This is a genomic window from Moorena sp. SIO3H5, from assembly GCF_010692395.1.
Lineage (GTDB): Bacteria > Cyanobacteriota > Cyanobacteriia > Cyanobacteriales > Coleofasciculaceae > Moorena.
Map to the genome: position 1 here is coordinate 17,533 of NZ_JAAHHS010000043.1, position 16,846 is coordinate 34,378.

Genomic DNA, 16,846 nt, shown 5'->3' on the forward strand with positions numbered 1-16,846 from the left:
ATCTCAAATCCCGCTGACTCGTTTTCCTGTGGCAGGGAAACGATCAAAGAGTTACGCAGCCATCAACACAGGGTGTTTCTAGCAGCGATTAACCAGACTTTCAATTAGACAAAATTGCCTAGAACCAGGTAACTTTTTATACCCAAAACCCTTGAACCAACTCAACGGTGACTAAATTAGACTTCACAGAACTTAGGATCAATTCCTTATTACTGACTCGTAGAGAGATTCTAGTTTTGCTGATATCTTTGGAGGGACAGCAGTTAACCGGATGTAAAAACTTCCCGGTTCTGCTGTTTTTTCTAAAACCTTGGCGTAGATGTCCTCACTGGGTTGCTTCACATTATCTAGATCGAGTAAGTTGAGCTTAATATTACTCAGTGGCTCAGGGATAGCAGAGCTGTCGTTGCTGTTAGCACTAAGCTTAGCTCCCTTACTGGAAATCTCTACTAAACGTCCAGTGTAGACCGAATTACTGATATGCTTTCCATCTAGAAAAGCATAATTAAATTGTAGCTCAATTTGTTGGTTAACGTGGAAAAATGTTTCTTGCTGTTTGGGTAAAAATAAGTTATAATTATGCCGAATTCCACCCACTTCATAGATAGTAATTGGCTGTTTAATTCCCTTTGGTTTTACCTGTATTTGACCGTCAATTCTTAAAAATTCGCCAGTTTCTTCCAAAGTGGAAGGAGAAATCATAACTTGACCACCAGTTGTATAAGATTCGATCCGGTAAGCCAGGTTAACGGCGCTGCCAATAACACTATATTTGGTGCGTTTTTCGGAACCAATATTCCCAAGTACAACCACACCCGTATTGATACCGATGCCCATTTCCAGTTTTGGATAGCCCAACTGCTCGATTTGCTCATTGACACTAGTCATGGCTAACTGCATGGCTACTGCACAAGCCACTGCTCTGTGGGCATCATCCTCTTGAAAGGTGGGAGCACCAAAAAGCACTAAAATCCCATCCCCCATGAACTCGTCGATAGTTCCTTGATAAGCAGTAATCACATCTGCCATGTGACCCAAATAGATGTTGAGAATTTTGACTACCTCTTGGGGATGTAACCGTTCTGAGATCCCAGTGAAGCCTCTTAAATCAGAGGTCAAGATGGTAATTTTCCGGTTTTCACCCCCGAGTTTTTGTTTATCTGGGTTCTCTAGCAAATCCGCCACTACTTGGTCAGTTAGGTAACGTCCAAAGGTGTGACGAATCTCTTTAGCAGTGCTAGCAACGTAAGCTGTGATGGCAACTGCAGACCCACTTAAGGCTAACAATGGCGGTATCACCGGGAGCCACCAACCCTTCAAAAACGCTCCATAGGTACTTCCGAATAATGCCCCTGTAGCCACCACGGTAATCGCAGTTCTCCTCAAGGAAAGCCCTCCGAGACCCCCAAGATAGCGCCATTTCCAAGTTAGAGTCGCACCGACGAAAGACCAGCCTACAATCCACAGGATTTCCACAGGCTCAGACCAGGTTTTGAGCAAGGGACGACCATCTTCCACAGCACTAATAATTTGGCTGACCATGTTAGCTTGGACTTCCACCCCAGTCGTTGACTCCCGCATAGTAGTGTCATTACTGTAGGGGGTGTAGAAATAATCATGTAAACTGACCGCAGTTGTACCAATTAAAACGATGGCATCATTGATCAAGTGATCTGGAATGTTATCTTCCAGAACGTCGGTCATCGTTACCATACGGAAGGTTCCCGCTGCTCCGCGATAGTTCAAGAAAATCTGGTAACCGCCATCATCGATTCCCACATAACCACCGTCATTGCTGGCCAAAGGGCGAAACATGGCCTTGCCCCACTGGAAAATTCTGGGATCTTGCTGTAATGGTTCAGGAAAAAGGTTTTTTGACTCTAAATAAATTCCTGCTAGGAGCAGACTAAAGGAGGGCTTTAGGCGATCATTTACCTTCAAAGAAAGTAAGCTGCGCCGCAGGATACCATCCATATCGTTTAGGACATTATTAGCACCCACTAGACCACGTTCACTGAGAATCGGTGGAGAAGGCACCGCATTGTCAGGGTTGTCTTGATTGATTAATTCAATACCAACTAAGTTAGGTGTGGTTTCAAACACCTTGAGTAAATCACCATGACCAGGTTCAACGGGAAAATCCCGATACAGGTCAAGACCAATGGCTGCAGGATTTCGAGCTTTGATTTTGTCTAAAAGTTGGGCAAGCATCCGATCAGTGATTGGCCAACGTCCAGCACGCTTTAAATCTGCCTCACTCATAGCCACAATCACAATCCGTTCATCCGTAGGTTCCTTCGGACGCCAACAAAAGTATTGGTCGAGAGCTGCTAGTTCGTAAGGCTGTAACCAGCCGAGTAGCCTGAAAGCGATCGCAATTCCAGCCACCACCGGTGTCGTAATTAGAACACCGCGCCATTCCCATAGTTGTTGTTTTAGTGGTTGCCACATCTTACAGTTTTCAATTGGGTGAGGTACTTTCGTTATGGGTTTTAGGGAGCAGGCAAGAGGCAAGAGGCAAGAGGCAAGAGGCAAAAGGCAAAAGGCAAGAGGCAAGAGGCAAAAGGCAAGAGGCAAGAGTGAAAAAAACCTGTGTACCTCATAATTATGAAAAAAAATATTACAGTTGAACCCTTAAAGGCTCTCTCTTAGCTTTGGATCGATTCAGTCCTCAAAAAATTGTTTCTTCTGGAAAGGGTGATTGACAATAATAGAGCTATGGGTCACTACAAATGTATTAGTGGGTGCATCTCAATGTATGCAAAAACACTTAGCACAATAGAAGGCTAATATAATGTTATGATAGTTAATCTTAATAAAAATCTCCCCCATCTCCCCATCTCCCCATCTCCCCATCTCCCCATCTCCCCACCCTCCCCACACTTCCGGGAGTGATAAATTGACAACAAAAAGCTGATAGCTGATAGCTTAAGTCCTTTATTTCCAAAGCTTTTCAAATCTCCTATCCTATTTTAATAACTTTCTCAGGGTTATCTCATACTTTTCAAAGACTCAGTTAAGATAGGTTAAATACTTTGAATATTAATTACATAGATTGGAATTAAACCAACACTGTTTTAGGTTAATTCTGTCTACGGATTTATGAGTCAGTTCTGATATTCGGGAGAGTTCTGTGATGAAAGATATGAAAAAAACCGTAATGGTAAGCGCTGCCTTGACTAGTGTCTTGGCTCTAGGTTTAGGTGTAGCATCTGAAAACGCCTTGGCCGGGAAGCCAGGAATGGAAAAATGTGCTGGTATCGTTAAGGCGGGGATGAATGATTGTGGAGCCAACGGCCATAGTTGCTCCGGGAAGGCTGCGGTAGATAGCGATCCTAATGAGTGGATCTACGTTGCTGAAGGCACTTGCGACAAGATTGTTGGTGGTACAATAGTTCCACCAAAAACCTCCAGCCAGGACACTGAAAAGCCAACCGAGAGTGCCCAAGCCAATTAAACCAAGCTATCAGCAGGCTGCGCACTCAGCTATCAGCTTATGAATCATGGCTGAGTAGGGTTATGTACACAGATCCCCCCTAACCCCCCTTAAGAAAGGGGGGAATTAGATTCAGCTGAGTAGGGTTATGCATACAGATCCCCCCTAACCCCCCTTAAGAAAGGGGGGAATTAGATTCATCTGAAATGCTTGCTGCTGATATCTTACTACTACCATGGATAAATACTAACAATAATGCCATGACAAACATCCTATGACAACTCACCTTCCTTCAGCTTCAATTAACGGTGCTGGAATCGGTTTACGCTCGGCCCATTATCAAGATATCCTTACTGATCAACATACTATACCTTGGTTTGAGGTATTATTAGATAATTATTTAACGTCTCAGGGTTTACCACTCCACTATTTAGAAAAAGTTCGCCAAAACTATCCCGTTACGTTGCATGGCATCGGTATGTCTTTGGGGTCAACAGACCCTTTAGATTTAGAGTATTTGACAAATTTAAAAGAGTTAGCCCAGCAGATTGAACCAGCATACATTTCCGATCACCTATCCTGGATTTCCGTTAATGGTCACTATCTTAACGATTTAATTCCTCTTCCTTATACCGAAGCAGTGATAGAACATGTAGCCCAACGGATCTTGCAAGCTCAGGAATTTCTAGGTTGTCGGATTTTGATAGAAAACCCATCGGCTTATGTGAGCTTCACAGATTCAACTATGCCAGAATGGGTATTTATCCAACAATTGTTAGAAAAAGCCGATTGTTACTTGCTGCTAGATGTCAACAATCTTTATGTCACTGCTACTAATCAAGGATTTGACCCCCTTGATTATTTGAATACAATACCAGCAACCAGGGTCAAACAAATTCACTTAGCAGGGTATGAAGAACGGGAAGATTATCTATATGATACCCACGGTTATCCTGTTCATCCTCCAGTGTGGGAATTGTATCAAGCAACATTAGAGCGCTTTGGTCCAGTGCCTACTCTGATTGAATGGGATACTGATATCCCAGCTTTTGAGGTATTAATGACTCAAGCTAGTAAAGCTCAGGAGTATTTAAATCAAGTAAGTAGATGGAATTGAGGACACTACAACAGTTATTTTACGATGCTGTTTTTGAAAATAATCCTGCCAGTACACAAACCCTTGCTCAACACATCAAAGCAGCTAAACAATTGACCCCTGGTGAAGGGTTAGCCATTTATCGTAGCAGTGTCCTAGGCAACCTGAGCCAAACCTTAATGTCAATTTATCCAGTCTGCTGTTGTTTGGTGGGAGAGAAATTTTTTGAGGGAACAGCGAGAAGCTATATCCAACGCTTTCCTTCTATATCAATGGATTTAGGAAATTATGGTGAGCACTTTCCTGATTTTTTGGCCAATTTTGAGCCAGCAAAACAGTTACCCTATTTACCAGATGTGGCGCGGTTAGAGTGGCACTGGCATCGGGTGTTTAATGGTGAAGAAGCTACCAAGTTAGATGTCCAAGCATTGAGTACAGTTCCCCAAGAAAAATGGGGAGAACTGATTTTCCATTTACCTAAAAATAGTGTTCTGATCGAGTCGGCTTACCCGATCCATCGCATTTGGGAAGTTAATCAGCCTGAATACGAAGGTGATCAGCAAGTGAATTTGGATGAAGGCGGGATACAACTATTCCTCTGGCGCAATGGTTATGATATGCGCATTGAGCTGCCAACAAAAGCAGAATGGCAACTGCTGAAGGCTTTTCAAGGGGAAAATCGATTTGAAGCCATTTGTCAAGACCTGGCTGCTGATGAATTAGCTATTGATGTAGCATCTGAATTACCGCAATTTGTCCAACGTGGATGGATTGCAAGGTTTTCGATTTAGACGTATCGTCACACAGAAGGATTTCAGCTTATTTCCGTAGAACAGGAGTCGAACCTCCAGTAGACTTACATCCACAACTGCGCGCGCAAACAGCTTGCTTTGCCAATAGCGACCTCTCCAGAATGGGTTGGGTAGGATTTGAAGCTACGGCGCACAGAGGCATCCGTTTTACAGACGGCTTCCTTCACCGGACTTGGATACCAACCCAATTGACAGTACCCCTGACAGGATTTGAACCTGTAGAAAACCCGTTTTAACAAGAGTCGCGGAATTCCCCAACCTCTACGTTCGCGTAGCGTGGCCATAGGCCAAGGAGGTTGGGGATGGATAGCGAGCCTTGGACTTGACTTATACCTTGACGCCTTACTGTAAAACATATATAATAGTAAGGAAGGTCGATAAAGAGGTTGAGTGCAATGAAGCATAGAGCCGTCAAAGTCAGAATTTATCCTACGCAAGAGCAAGTTCAAATACTGGCTCAGCATTTTGGGTGTGCTCGTTGGTGGTGGAACTATGCACGCTTTTCAGTGTATAGAAACCTACAAGGAAACTGGCAAAGGTTTGAAACAATCTGCACTCAATTCTATGCTTCCGAAACTTAAAAAACAAGAAGAGACGAAATGGTTAAAAGATTGTTACTCTCAGGTTTTGCAATCTGTTAGTCTCAATCTGAGTCGTGCGTATCAAAATTTCTTTGTTCGCGTAGCGTGGCCAATAGGCCAAGGTAGAGCTGAATATCCTAGATTCAAATCGTACCATCACCGTCAGTCAATCCAGTATCCCCAAAATGTAAAACAGTTGGGCAATTGCCTTAAATTTCCTGGAAAACTGGGAGTTGTTAAGGCAGTAATTCATCGTCCACTGGACGGAGAAATCAAGACTGTCACAGTCAGTAAAACTCCTTCTGGAAAGTATTACGCTTCTGTGCTAATGGAGTACGAAGGCACTAGTGTGGAATCGTCCACTAATGGGAAGGTAGTCGGTATTGATTTAGGCATCAAAGATTTTGCAATTACTTATGACGGTGAAAAGACCTCTAAGTTCAGTAATCCTAAGCACTTGGTTAAGTACGAAAAAAAGTTAGCCAAAAAACAACGTATTGCTGCCCGAAAGAAAAAAGGAAGCAGTGGGCGCAAAAAGGCCAGAAAGATTGTAGCTAAGGTATACGAGCGAATTGGAAATGTCCGCCAAGACTACTTACATAAACTATCCCGAAAAATAGTTGATAACAATCAAGTAGTAGTAGTCGAAAACCTAAATGTCAAGGGCATGGTTAGTAACCACAAATTAGCTAAAGCTATTTCTGATCTGGGATGGGGGACTTTTGTTAACTTTATTTCTTATAAATGCGAAAAAGAAGGGAAAGTAATAATAGAAATAAACCGGTGGTTCCCCAGTTCTAAAACCTGTTCTAATTGTCATTACCGAATCAAAGAGTTACCACTAGACGTAAGATTTTGGACTTGTCCAAGTTGTGGCATTCAGCACGACAGAGATGGTAATGCAGCAAAGAATATTAGAGCAGAAGGGATCAGAATGCTATCCTCCTCTGGGACGGGGGAGGTCAACGCCAGTGGAGAAGAAGTAAGACCAAGACGTGGACGCCCGTCCAAGTTAAGGCATTCTTCCGTGTTCGCGTAGCGTGGCCAAAGGCCAAGCTGGAAGCCCCGACTTGGCCTTTGGCCACGCTTTCGCCGTAGGCGACGCTGCGCGAACGCGAACAACGAAGTAAGTCGGGGTAGTTCACCCAAAAGGTTTTTGCCCACCCTACAAGCTGATGGCACTAATAACCGGGGAGTGTCAATTACTTGCTATCTTAGATTTTGGGTTTAAATTTTCCACTAACTGTACTAGCTCAGGATTAGTCTCTGCCCATGACTTCCGCTCATTCCTAATTTGGCCGAGGTGGGATTCAACATTTTCTGGTGTAATTAGAACACCAAAATCCTCTGGAACAGTCTGAGATTGATAACTGAATAGGCGATTTAGAATTAAATCACCTACTTCCTCGCGATAATGAGAGCTATCCCAATAGTTTTTCATCTGTTCCCCAATCGCTTCTGTGGTAATGCTGTTATAGCCAGAAAAATCCCACACTGGTGTAATCTCCACTAACCGGTGTTTCCATTTTTCAAACATTGGCCACAGTCCACTAACCCTAAGACTTTCCCATTGAGTAGCATGGGATGGTGATATAAATACTTTTAGCTCTATCCCTTGTTCCTTACAGGTATCAACAATGTCTTTAAAATCATTCAAAAAACTCTCAGAAAGTCGATACTGTTTATAATAGCCTTCAGTGGTCATTAAGCCCTTGAGCATGTCCTGAAAACCGACTGGTAAAGGTTTCTTGGGCTTATTGTTATAAATAAAACGCTTACCATTGGCATCATAGAGAAAGTAAGCCTTTGACTTGATACTAGAACTTAGGGTTGATTTGGTAGCATTCAGGGCGTTTAAGGATAGGGTAGAATTAATTACCTCTTGCAGGGGAATAGTTTCTTGATTAATCAGACTTTCTTGAAAATCTGGAGCATTAGTTTTCAAGTCATTGAACATGAAAAAGTCAAGACCAATCACAACGGTTTTTAAATCCGGTTGATTAGTTAGAGCATGATCAAAATAACGTTTAACTTCATACATATTTGGACCAACTAGTGCCAAATTGTATCCGGAGTTTCCTGGTTTCAGTCCTGGGTGGTTTGGGTTAAGTCCGAGGTCAGTTCGTGATGAACCTAACAAAACGATTTTGGGTTCATTACGAATAACATCTATAGCCTTAAAGAGTCTGACATGGTTAAATTTTTCAGGCTTTAACTGATTGAGACCGGGTAACTGTGGGCTATTTATTACTCCGTAAGGGTCAACAGCAGCGTTCAATAAGCCAAAACCGAATAAACTTGGCAAGGTAACTGCTGCCAAGGTTAGGTGAAATCGACGATAGGAGTTCATATAGACGATGGCATTTCTATAGTACTATTCCCTTTTTAATTTTACCAGTGAAAATATTGGATGAAACAAAAAAACCTCAGTATCAACTGAGGTTTGTAGGGTATATCTGCTTGAGCTCACGGGGTGACAACAAAGCTCAAACCTAGATAGGTGTTAGGTGTTAGGTGTTAGGTTTTGGGTAAAATGAGCGCATCGGAGTCATTTGTATTTGCCAGCAGTTGAAGCAATTTTCACCAATCCAACTGCATAGATAGTTTTAATCAACAACACCTAACCCCTAAAACCTAACCCCTGTAAGATTTTAAAGAGCGCTTGTCACCCCGTGAGGCTACGCGCATATACTTACGGCAACACTTAGGCAACAGTTAAGTTAACCTGAGCAACCACATCGTTGTAGTCTTTGTCACCACCACCGAACAGATCCTCGAAACCAAAGGTGTTATCCCCTAGCAGGCGAATGTGGTCAACTCCATCTGGGTTAGCCCCCACGTAAGCAAAGTACGCATTCAGGTCAGAATCGTCTTGATCTGCATTAGAAGGATTATTAGCTAGGAACTCCGCTACTGTGCCATCGGAAATCAGGAATGGAGCCAGTATTACCCCACCGGATACTCCCACACTTAAGTCTACCCGATTGGAGAGTGCCGCTTCTGCATAACCAGCATCACCAACACTAATACCGTTAACTGAGCCACTGAAATCATCAATCACATACCAGCCAACGGTATTATTGAATTCAGCTTCACTGTTAACCACAAGACTACCAGTTACTGTACCAGTCACGTCGGTCAAATCGATCAATTCCAGAATCCCTTGAATGTCGTTAGGACCTGCTCCTACTGGCTGAGTGGAATCTGAACCGTCTGAGACAACCACAGTAGCATCATTGAAGTCGAAATCATCACTATCTTCAAAGCGCAAGGTTAACTGACCATTGCCATTGTCACTTACCTGTAGATGGTTCTGACCATCGCTATTCAATGAAGGATTACTGAAGAATACGTTGGAGGTAGGATCCTGTCCCGCTAGTACCCCATCAATAGAGCCACCTTGGATCACGTAGAATGTTACGTTATCGTTGGGGTTAAAACTGTCGATGATACGGGTGGGTTGAGGAGTACCTAAACTGTCAGGGAGAACAGAGAAAATCGTCTCACCTCGTAACAACGCAGCTTCTATATAACCACTCTGACCAGGGGCAATGCCATCAACTGTACCTAGGGCATCATCAGCAACAAATGCTCCAATTTCACTGACCTCACCAAGTTCGCGACCTGTAAGAGTGAATTGGAGTCGGGCTTCTCCACCAGTGTTGCTGTTAACCGTAAAGGAAGTATCGGCATTCTGAGTTAGAGGCGTGACAGGCGTAGTTGGTTCAATGGTGAAGTTAACAGTGTCTGTGTTAGTGCCGCCATTACCATCGCTTACCTCAAAAGTTAAGCTATCAGTGCCAGTGAAGTTGGCATTGGGGGTATAGATAATAAAGTCATCTGTGGCATCATTCGGAGTGCCATTATCATTGACTGCTGCCGTACCGTTGCTTGGATTGCTGACAATTGCAAAATTTAGCGGATCGCCATCAGGATCAGAGAAATTATTTAGAACATTAAGGGTAACTGGAGTGTTTTCTGCAGTAGTAGCAGTATTATTATTAGTGCCTGTGACTACTGGAGATTGATTAACACGAGTCACTTCAAGGTCAACCGTAGCTGTGACCGCAGGATTAATGCCATCACTAACCTGGTAGGTGAAGCGATCATTCCCAATGAAACCATTATTAGGAGTATAGGTAATGGTGCTATCTTGATTAACGGTTACTGTGCCATTAAGTCCCTGCTCGTTAATGGTTACAGTCAGCGCATCACCTTCAGCATCAACGTCATTAGCTAGAACATTGATATCAACTGCAGTGTTTTCTACAGTGTTTGCAGTGTCATCTGCCGCTACAGGAGATTGATTAGGAACAGTAACATCAACGTTAACGATAGCTGTGACCGCAGGATTGCTGCCATCATCGATTTGGTAGAGGAAGTTATCAGCCCCAGTGAAACCATCATTAGGAGTATAGGTAATGGTGCCATCTTGATTGACTACTGCTGTACCATTATCCCCCTGCCGGTTGATGGCCAAATTTAGGGCATCACCCTCAGGATCAGAGTCATTAGCTAGAACATTGATATTAACTGCAGTGTTTCCTACAGTGGTAGCTGTGTCATCTACCGCTACTGGAGATTCATTAGGAGCAGTAACATCAACATTAACCGTAGCTGTGACCGCAGGATTGGTGCCATCATTGATCTGGTAGGTGAAGCTATCAGTGCCAGTGAAAGCATCATTAGGAGTATAGGTAATGGTGCCATCTTGATTGACTACTGCTGTGCCATTACCGCCCTGCTGGTCAAGGGTTACAGCCAGGGGATCTCCCTCAGGATCAACGTCATTAGCTAGGACATTGATATTAACTGCAGTATTTTGCTCAGTGCTAGCAGTATCGTCTGCCGCTACTGGAGATTGATTAACAGTAGTGACATCAACATTAACATTAACCGTAGCTGTAGCTGGAGGACTGGTGCCATCATCGATCTGGTAGGTGAAGCTATCAGTGCCAGTGAAAGCATCATTAGGAGTATAGGTAATGGTACCATCTTGATTGACTACTGCTTCTCCATTAGCGCCCTGCTGGTCAAGGGTTACAGTTAGGGCATCTCCCTCAGGATCAATGTCATTAGCTAGGACATTGATATCAACTGCAGTGTTTGGCGCAGTGGTAGCAGTATCGTCTGTGGCTATTGGACCAGAAACAGTAACATTATCAACATTAACGTTAACGGTAGCTATGACCGGATCATTGACACCATCACTGAGCTGATAAGTGAAGCTATCAGTGCCAGTGAAACCATCAACAGGAGTATAGGTAATGGTGCCATCTTGATTGACTACTGCTTCTCCATTAGCGCCCTGCTGGTCAAGGGTTACAGTTAGGGCATCCCCTTCAGCATCAGTGTCATTAGCTAGGACATTGATATCAACTGCAGTGTTTAACGCAGTGGTAGCTGTGTCGTCTCCCGCTACTGGAGGTTGATTAGGATCAGTGACATCAACATTAACCGTAGCTGTGACCGGATCATTGGTGCCATCATTGAGCTGATAAGTGAAGCTATCAGTGCCAGTGAAACCATCAACAGGAGTATAGGTAATGGTGCCATCTTGATTGACTACTGCTTCTCCATTAGCGCCCTGCTGGTCAAGGGTTACAGTTAGGGCATCCCCCTCAGGATCAGTGTCATTAGCTAGGACATCGATATTAACTGCAGTGTTTAAGTCAGTGGTAGCTGTGTCGTCTACCGCTACTGGAGGTTCATTAACAACAGTGACATCAACATTAACCGTAGCTGTGACCGGAGGATTGGTGCCATCACTGAGCTGGTAGGTGAAGGTATCAGGCCCAGTGAAACCATCATTAGGAGTATAGGTAATGGTGCCATCCTGATTGACTACTGCGGTGCCATTACCGCCTTGTTGGTCAATGCTTAGAACGGCATCACCCTCAGTATCAGAGTCATTAGCTAGGACATCAATGGTAACGTTGGGATTGCCATCAGTACTAACAGTGTCATCTACTGCAACAGGAGATTCATTAATTAGGTTAAAGTCAATATAATCAAGTCGAACAAATTCTTGATTGTCCTTTACCCCATTAATGGTGATTTGAGTACCTTCGGGAATAAATATGCTCTGAGTAACAATTAGATCCTTGAAACTTTCAGCAACAGGGAAAATATTATCATTAACGGGATTATCCAGAGTCAATGGAAACGTCTGATCACCAATGACGACTTCAAGTGTGCTATTCCCGTCTGGCTCATCAGCAACGTTCAGGACAACCTGGTAAGTACCACTGGGCAGATCAAAGGTTGTAGTAGCACTACCAGTGTCAACACCATCAGGTAAATTGATGATAGTATTATCTGCAAAGAAATTATCAACAACTATAAAATTACTTAGAGTAAAGCGGGGGTCTTCAAATTCAAATCTTGGCATAATATTTCGTCTTTAAAAAAACTCCTCAGTTGCTAAGGCTTTGGGCACTTAACGTTAACAATGATGGCTCACGGGGTGACAACAAAGCTCAAACCTAGATAGGTTTTAGGTTTTAGGTTTTAGGTTTTGGGGAAAATGAGCGCATCGGAGTCATTTGTATTTGCCAGCAATTGAAGCAATTTTTACAAGACTTCGTCAATGATAGTTTTAATCAATCCATCCCGCTTGGGCAATCTTCCCGCTTCACCTAACCCCTAAAACCTAACCCCTGTCAGATTTTAAAGAGCGCTTGTCACCCCCTGAGCAATGATGGTAAGCTAATGGGCTAAGCGCAGGCTACGCGAACAGCTATTAGCTAAAAGCCTTTGGCTGTTCGCGTAGCCCATTAGCTGATAGCAAAATTGCTGTTGAACTCATCATTAATAGCTGATAGCATATAGTGGATAGCAAGCCCCTGAATGCTTATCTAATGATCTACCAATAAATAAATACCTACTAATGTCCAGATATCCGGATTTATTTTCCAGATTCATGGCAAAATGTAAGATGCCATAATACAGGTTTATTGATGCTCTTATCTAAATAAAAAATATTTTTTTAATAAATATTTTAAGTATTTATTGATTTGGCATTGTTTATCTTTTTGAAAAAAATATTACTGTAGCTATCCTAAATTAATTGTGATAATTTTTGTTCCCTGTTACCTACTCACTGTTCCCTGTTCCCTGTTCCCTTTGGTATGAAAATGAAGCGGACGCTCTAAAAAAAATTTCACGGAATATCCCTTAGGAAAAGGAAAGAGCCTTGCCATCCATGCTCTTTCCTAGGTCTGGAAAAATACCTTATTTATTGATGTCATGAGTTTTGGTCAATGTCACTAGTATTCGGTTAAGTTTATCAAGTCTTTATAGTAGTAATTTTCTATTTCTGCTAAATAAGGGAACAGGGAACAGGGAGTAGGGAGTAGGGAACAGGGAGTAGGGAGTAGGGAATCGGGAATCGGGAATCGGGAACGGAGAAGATTTAGGGTTGTGGAACAGGCATCTTGCCTGTTTCAGCTGAAAATTCTGTTTTGGTTATGGGATGAAGCAAAGCTTCCGCGCTTATGCGATTGGCCTACGGCCACGCTACGCGAGTCACGCAAAGCTTCCGCGCTTATGCGATTGGCCTACGGCCACGCTACGCGAACGCTAATTTCCCAGCTAAACCCCAACTGGAGATCCCCCCTAACCCCCCAAAACAGCGGGGGGAACACTTACCACCTTTACCGCACCACCTCCTCCCTGCTCCCTGCTCCCTGCTCCCTCCAGAAGAATTTGTAACAAATTTTAAAAAATATGCTATAATGTTATATTTTTTGTGTTAAACTCAAGGTGTGGACAAAATAAAGTCCATGGGAAGAGCCAGCCTAGAGTTTTCGTCAGGCTGGAAGGCTGGCTCTGGGTCACCTTTACAGGAGATAACTTAATATTATGTCTGATAGTGAACGCCTATATCCATGGGTGATGGTGAGGTTGTTACCACCGAAGCCACCAGTGGTTTTCGCTCGGTTCGACAGCCCTGCTGATGCGAAGGGCTATGTGCAGGTTTTGAAAGCCTTGATGCCTGGTGCGAAGTTTCTAATTTTTTTGGATCACGGAGTAATTCCGTAGCACAGGCATCTTGCCTGTGACAAACGGGAGTAGTTGTGTGGCACAGGCATCTTGGCTGTGACAAACGGGAGTAGTTGTGTGGCACAGGCATCTTGGCTGTGACAAACGGGAATAGTTGTGTGGAACAGGCATCTTGCTTGTTAAAGAAATATTGATCACAGGCAAGATGCCTGTTCTACCAATTGATCACAGGCCAGATGCCTGTTCTACCAATTGATCACAGGCCAGATGCCTGTTCCACCAATTGATCACAGGCCAGATGCCTGTTCCACTAAGATCCTATTCCCGATTCCCTATGGTATATAATAGTCACTAAAATTGGTATAATTAAAACTAACCTTCGGGGAGCATCATAGTGTCAAAAGGTTGCTGGGCTTAGGGTCTAGCGACAATATCTTCATATATTGACCTTACTAACTCCGTGGGAAACTATCACCATGCCCCATAGAGGCGATGCCAACCGCCCAAAGCTTTTCCCTATCGTTAAGACTGTTGTTACCCAGTGCCTATGTTATTTCTTAGCACTGCTAGTAGCAGTATTTTTGATTGTTAACGGGAGTCACGCTCACCCATCGATTTACTCTCACGAATCACACCCTGAGCCAGAATCGTGGCAGCTCAAGGGGATTGTAGCAGCACTGAAGGACCCCGATCCCGAGGTATGGGTTAAAGCTTTCGAGAAATTGTCTAACTATAAATTAGATCAACTCAAGCCCCCCCTTGAGATTCCTAACGACAGAATTGAGCAGATTGCAGAGTTATTGATCTATGAGAATCAAGACAAGTCCATTCAGTCCAAAGTCCTTGCTAGTGCGGTAAAAGCTCTGGGTCAGATGGCAGCAGCGGCCTCTCAGTACATTCCTCAAATTGCCAAACTTTTAACCCACTCAGATACTGATGTCCGTCGTAGTGCGGCATATGCTCTGGGGAACATGGGAGCAGCAGCATCTGAGGTAGCTCCCCAAATTGCCAAACTTTTAACCCACTCAGATACTGATGTCCGTCGTAGTGCGGCAGAAGCTCTGGGGCAGATGGGAGTAGCTAAAGACTACGCTCCCCAAATCGTGAAACATTTAACCGACTCAAATCGGACTGTCTATTATTATTATTATAGTTATAGTGCGGCATCGGGTCTGGGGCAGATGGGAGCAGCCGCCTCTGAGTACGCTCCCCAAATTGCCAAACTTTTAACCCACTCAGATGATCATGTCCGTGCTAATGCGGCATATGCTCTGGCGCTGATGGGAGCAGCCCCCTCTGAGTACGCTCCCCAAATTGCCAAACTTTTAACCCACTCAGATGATCATGTCCGTTATAGTGCGGCAGAAGCTCTGGGTAATATGGGAGCAGCCGCCTCTGAGTACGCTCCCCAAATTGCCAAACTTTTAACCCACTCAGATGATCATGTCCGTGCTAGTGCGGCAGAAGCTCTGGGTCAGATGGGAGCAGCTGCCTCTGAGTACGCTCCTCAAATTGCCAAACTTTTAACTGATCCAGATACCTTTGATAACTCCGTTGGTTATACTGCAGCACAAGCTCTGGAGCAGATGGGATCATTAGAGGTAAAAGACTTACTTTATGTATTGAATGAAGTTTACCGGTACCAGCGAGAAGCACCAAGCTTACGTTTTCTGGCCTATTTCCTCAGTGGGGGGGAAAAAGACTCACTGCTCTTAATCAAGTGGCTGGGCTCACCTAAGGAATATCCCCATGAAATTCGGGACGTCAATCACCAAGAAGGGTTGGAAGTTCTCAACCTATTTGCCGACATCTGGGAAGATACCCAACCTCTGTCTAAACTGCGCAAAGACTTAGAAAGGCAGATTGCCATAGTTGTTGACAAGGTGAACTGGAAACAAGCAGATATGGATCTGCTTAAGAAACACTACAAAAATCTTAAGTCTATAGACTCCCAACTTGCTGCGGACGTCAAAGCCAAAATTATTACCTTAGAACGACAGCACTGGTTTCTGATTGGGTTTAAGGTTTGGCTCATCCATGTCAGTTGCTGGTTGTTTGTGATCATCATTTATCCTCGTTCTGCCCAAGTCCAAGCCCTAATCTGGGACTGGAAATTTCGCACCATTGTGGGCTTAGGCTATATCAGCATCGCTCTGACCTGGATTCCCTGGTTGCGCTACCGATTACTGGCTCCCTTCCGTCAGGTGTTGGTGGCTGATGCTAGTTTAGATAGCTTTGATCCCCAGGCTTACTTTCCGGACTCTCACGTTAAGATTAGACAAGCCACCCATACTCAACCGATTCAAACTGCCATTGGCCAACTCCAGTCTCCCGTGGTTCTGGTCGGGGAATCGGGACTGGGCAAGTCCATGTTTCTAAGGAATCTAGTCAAAACCTCCGGGCGGCTGGCGGTGTACCTGCCAGCTAGCGAATGTGCCGGTGGTGTGGTGGAAGCGATTCAAGCTAAATTGCCCATCGCTGCCCATGACCCATTATTCCTACAAAGCCTGATTAACTACAATACCCTAGATATTTGCATTGACGGACTCAATGAAGTCAGCCCGGACACCAGGGCTACCATTAATACCTTTGTGGAGCATCACGTCCAGGGGCATATTATCCTCACCACCCAACCCTTGGAATGGACACCCCCAGCTACGGCCAAAACCTACGTGTTGCAACCCCTGAAGCGCCAGCAAATTGCTGAGTTCCTCACCTCTCGCCAAGGGATTTTGCCGGAGGATGCCCCGGTATCGGGTGTGGCCTACGAGCAAGCCTGTGACGACTATCTGGCCAGCCAACTCCAGCAAACCCAATCGAAACAGGAGTTAGCGGCAGTACGTCGGTTTCTGTCCAATCCCATGGATTTGACCTTGGTGGCGCAACTGTTGGCCCAGGGCAAAGACCCGGATTTGCT

General features: G+C 44.2%; 10 protein-coding genes, 1 tRNA gene and 1 pseudogene. 7 read left to right on the top strand and 5 right to left on the bottom strand.

Annotation, left to right across the window (positions count from 1 at the left end):
- Positions 1–198: 198 nt before the first annotated feature.
- Together F6K52_RS07610 and F6K52_RS07615 are read right to left on the bottom strand one after the other, a co-directional pair.
- A complete protein-coding gene (locus tag F6K52_RS07610; RefSeq protein ID WP_364416523.1) occupies positions 199–2,535 on the bottom strand; it encodes an adenylate/guanylate cyclase domain-containing protein in 2,337 nt (778 codons plus the stop codon).
- Between the two features lie 277 nt (positions 2,536–2,812).
- Positions 2,813–2,947 carry a hypothetical protein gene (locus tag F6K52_RS07615; RefSeq protein ID WP_293075985.1) on the bottom strand — a complete coding sequence of 45 codons (135 nt, stop codon included), beginning with the start codon at positions 2,945–2,947 and terminating at the stop codon, positions 2,813–2,815.
- Positions 2,948–3,136: 189 nt separating this feature from the next.
- Here F6K52_RS07615 and F6K52_RS07620 point away from each other — a divergent pair, with 189 nt between their 5' ends.
- The 3 genes from F6K52_RS07620 (at position 3,137) to F6K52_RS07630 (ending at position 5,323) form a co-directional block, all read left to right on the top strand.
- A complete protein-coding gene (locus F6K52_RS07620; protein WP_293075987.1) occupies positions 3,137–3,457 on the top strand; it encodes a DUF2282 domain-containing protein in 321 nt (106 codons plus the stop codon).
- 253 nt (positions 3,458–3,710) lie between these two features.
- The gene (locus F6K52_RS07625) at positions 3,711–4,553 is read left to right on the top strand and encodes a DUF692 domain-containing protein (protein ID WP_293075989.1); all 843 of its coding nucleotides are present in this window, start codon (positions 3,711–3,713) and stop codon (positions 4,551–4,553) included.
- Positions 4,544–5,323 carry a DNA-binding domain-containing protein gene (locus F6K52_RS07630; RefSeq protein WP_293075991.1) on the top strand — a complete coding sequence of 260 codons (780 nt, stop codon included), beginning with the start codon at positions 4,544–4,546 and terminating at the stop codon, positions 5,321–5,323. Before F6K52_RS07625 ends, F6K52_RS07630 begins: the two co-directional genes overlap by 10 nt.
- Positions 5,324–5,446: 123 nt before the next feature.
- Here F6K52_RS07630 and F6K52_RS07635 read toward each other — a convergent pair.
- A tRNA-Tyr gene (locus F6K52_RS07635) sits at positions 5,447–5,530 on the bottom strand.
- Between the two features lie 209 nt (positions 5,531–5,739).
- Between F6K52_RS07635 and F6K52_RS07640 the strand changes: the two are divergent.
- Positions 5,740–6,964, top strand: a pseudogene (locus F6K52_RS07640) (RNA-guided endonuclease TnpB family protein).
- Between the two features lie 159 nt (positions 6,965–7,123).
- On the opposite strand, the gene F6K52_RS07645 reads toward F6K52_RS07640, so the two are convergent.
- Both F6K52_RS07645 and F6K52_RS07650 read right to left on the bottom strand, forming a co-directional pair.
- Positions 7,124–8,275: a hypothetical protein gene (locus tag F6K52_RS07645; protein WP_293075993.1), complete on the bottom strand. Its 1,152-nt coding sequence runs from the start codon at positions 8,273–8,275 to the stop codon at positions 7,124–7,126.
- Between the two features lie 354 nt (positions 8,276–8,629).
- Complete coding sequence (locus F6K52_RS07650) at positions 8,630–12,316, bottom strand: Ig-like domain-containing protein (protein WP_293075995.1); 3,687 nt, start codon at positions 12,314–12,316, stop codon at positions 8,630–8,632.
- A gap of 1,031 nt (positions 12,317–13,347) precedes the next feature.
- On the opposite strand from F6K52_RS07650, the gene F6K52_RS07655 reads away from it, so the two are divergent.
- The 3 genes from F6K52_RS07655 to F6K52_RS07665 all read left to right on the top strand — a co-directional run.
- Positions 13,348–13,638: a hypothetical protein gene (locus F6K52_RS07655; protein WP_293075997.1), complete on the top strand. Its 291-nt coding sequence runs from the start codon at positions 13,348–13,350 to the stop codon at positions 13,636–13,638.
- Positions 13,639–13,788: 150 nt separating this feature from the next.
- Complete coding sequence (locus tag F6K52_RS07660) at positions 13,789–13,968, top strand: hypothetical protein (protein WP_293075999.1); 180 nt, start codon at positions 13,789–13,791, stop codon at positions 13,966–13,968.
- Between the two features lie 437 nt (positions 13,969–14,405).
- Positions 14,406–16,846 (top strand): HEAT repeat domain-containing protein (locus tag F6K52_RS07665; RefSeq protein ID WP_293076001.1); only part of this gene is annotated, 2,441 nt, incomplete at its 3' end.

Excerpts from the sequence above, each read along its gene's own strand:
- F6K52_RS07620 (WP_293075987.1), top strand. The coding sequence starts at position 3,137 with ATGAAAGATATGAAAAAAACCGTAATGGTAAGCGCTGCCTTGACTAGT.
- F6K52_RS07625 (WP_293075989.1), top strand. The coding sequence starts at position 3,711 with ATGACAACTCACCTTCCTTCAGCTTCAATTAACGGTGCTGGAATCGGT.
- F6K52_RS07630 (WP_293075991.1), top strand. The coding sequence starts at position 4,544 with ATGGAATTGAGGACACTACAACAGTTATTTTACGATGCTGTTTTTGAA.
- F6K52_RS07645 (WP_293075993.1), bottom strand. The coding sequence starts at position 8,275 with ATGAACTCCTATCGTCGATTTCACCTAACCTTGGCAGCAGTTACCTTG.
- F6K52_RS07650 (WP_293075995.1), bottom strand. The coding sequence starts at position 12,316 with ATGCCAAGATTTGAATTTGAAGACCCCCGCTTTACTCTAAGTAATTTT.
- F6K52_RS07660 (WP_293075999.1), top strand. The coding sequence starts at position 13,789 with ATGTCTGATAGTGAACGCCTATATCCATGGGTGATGGTGAGGTTGTTA.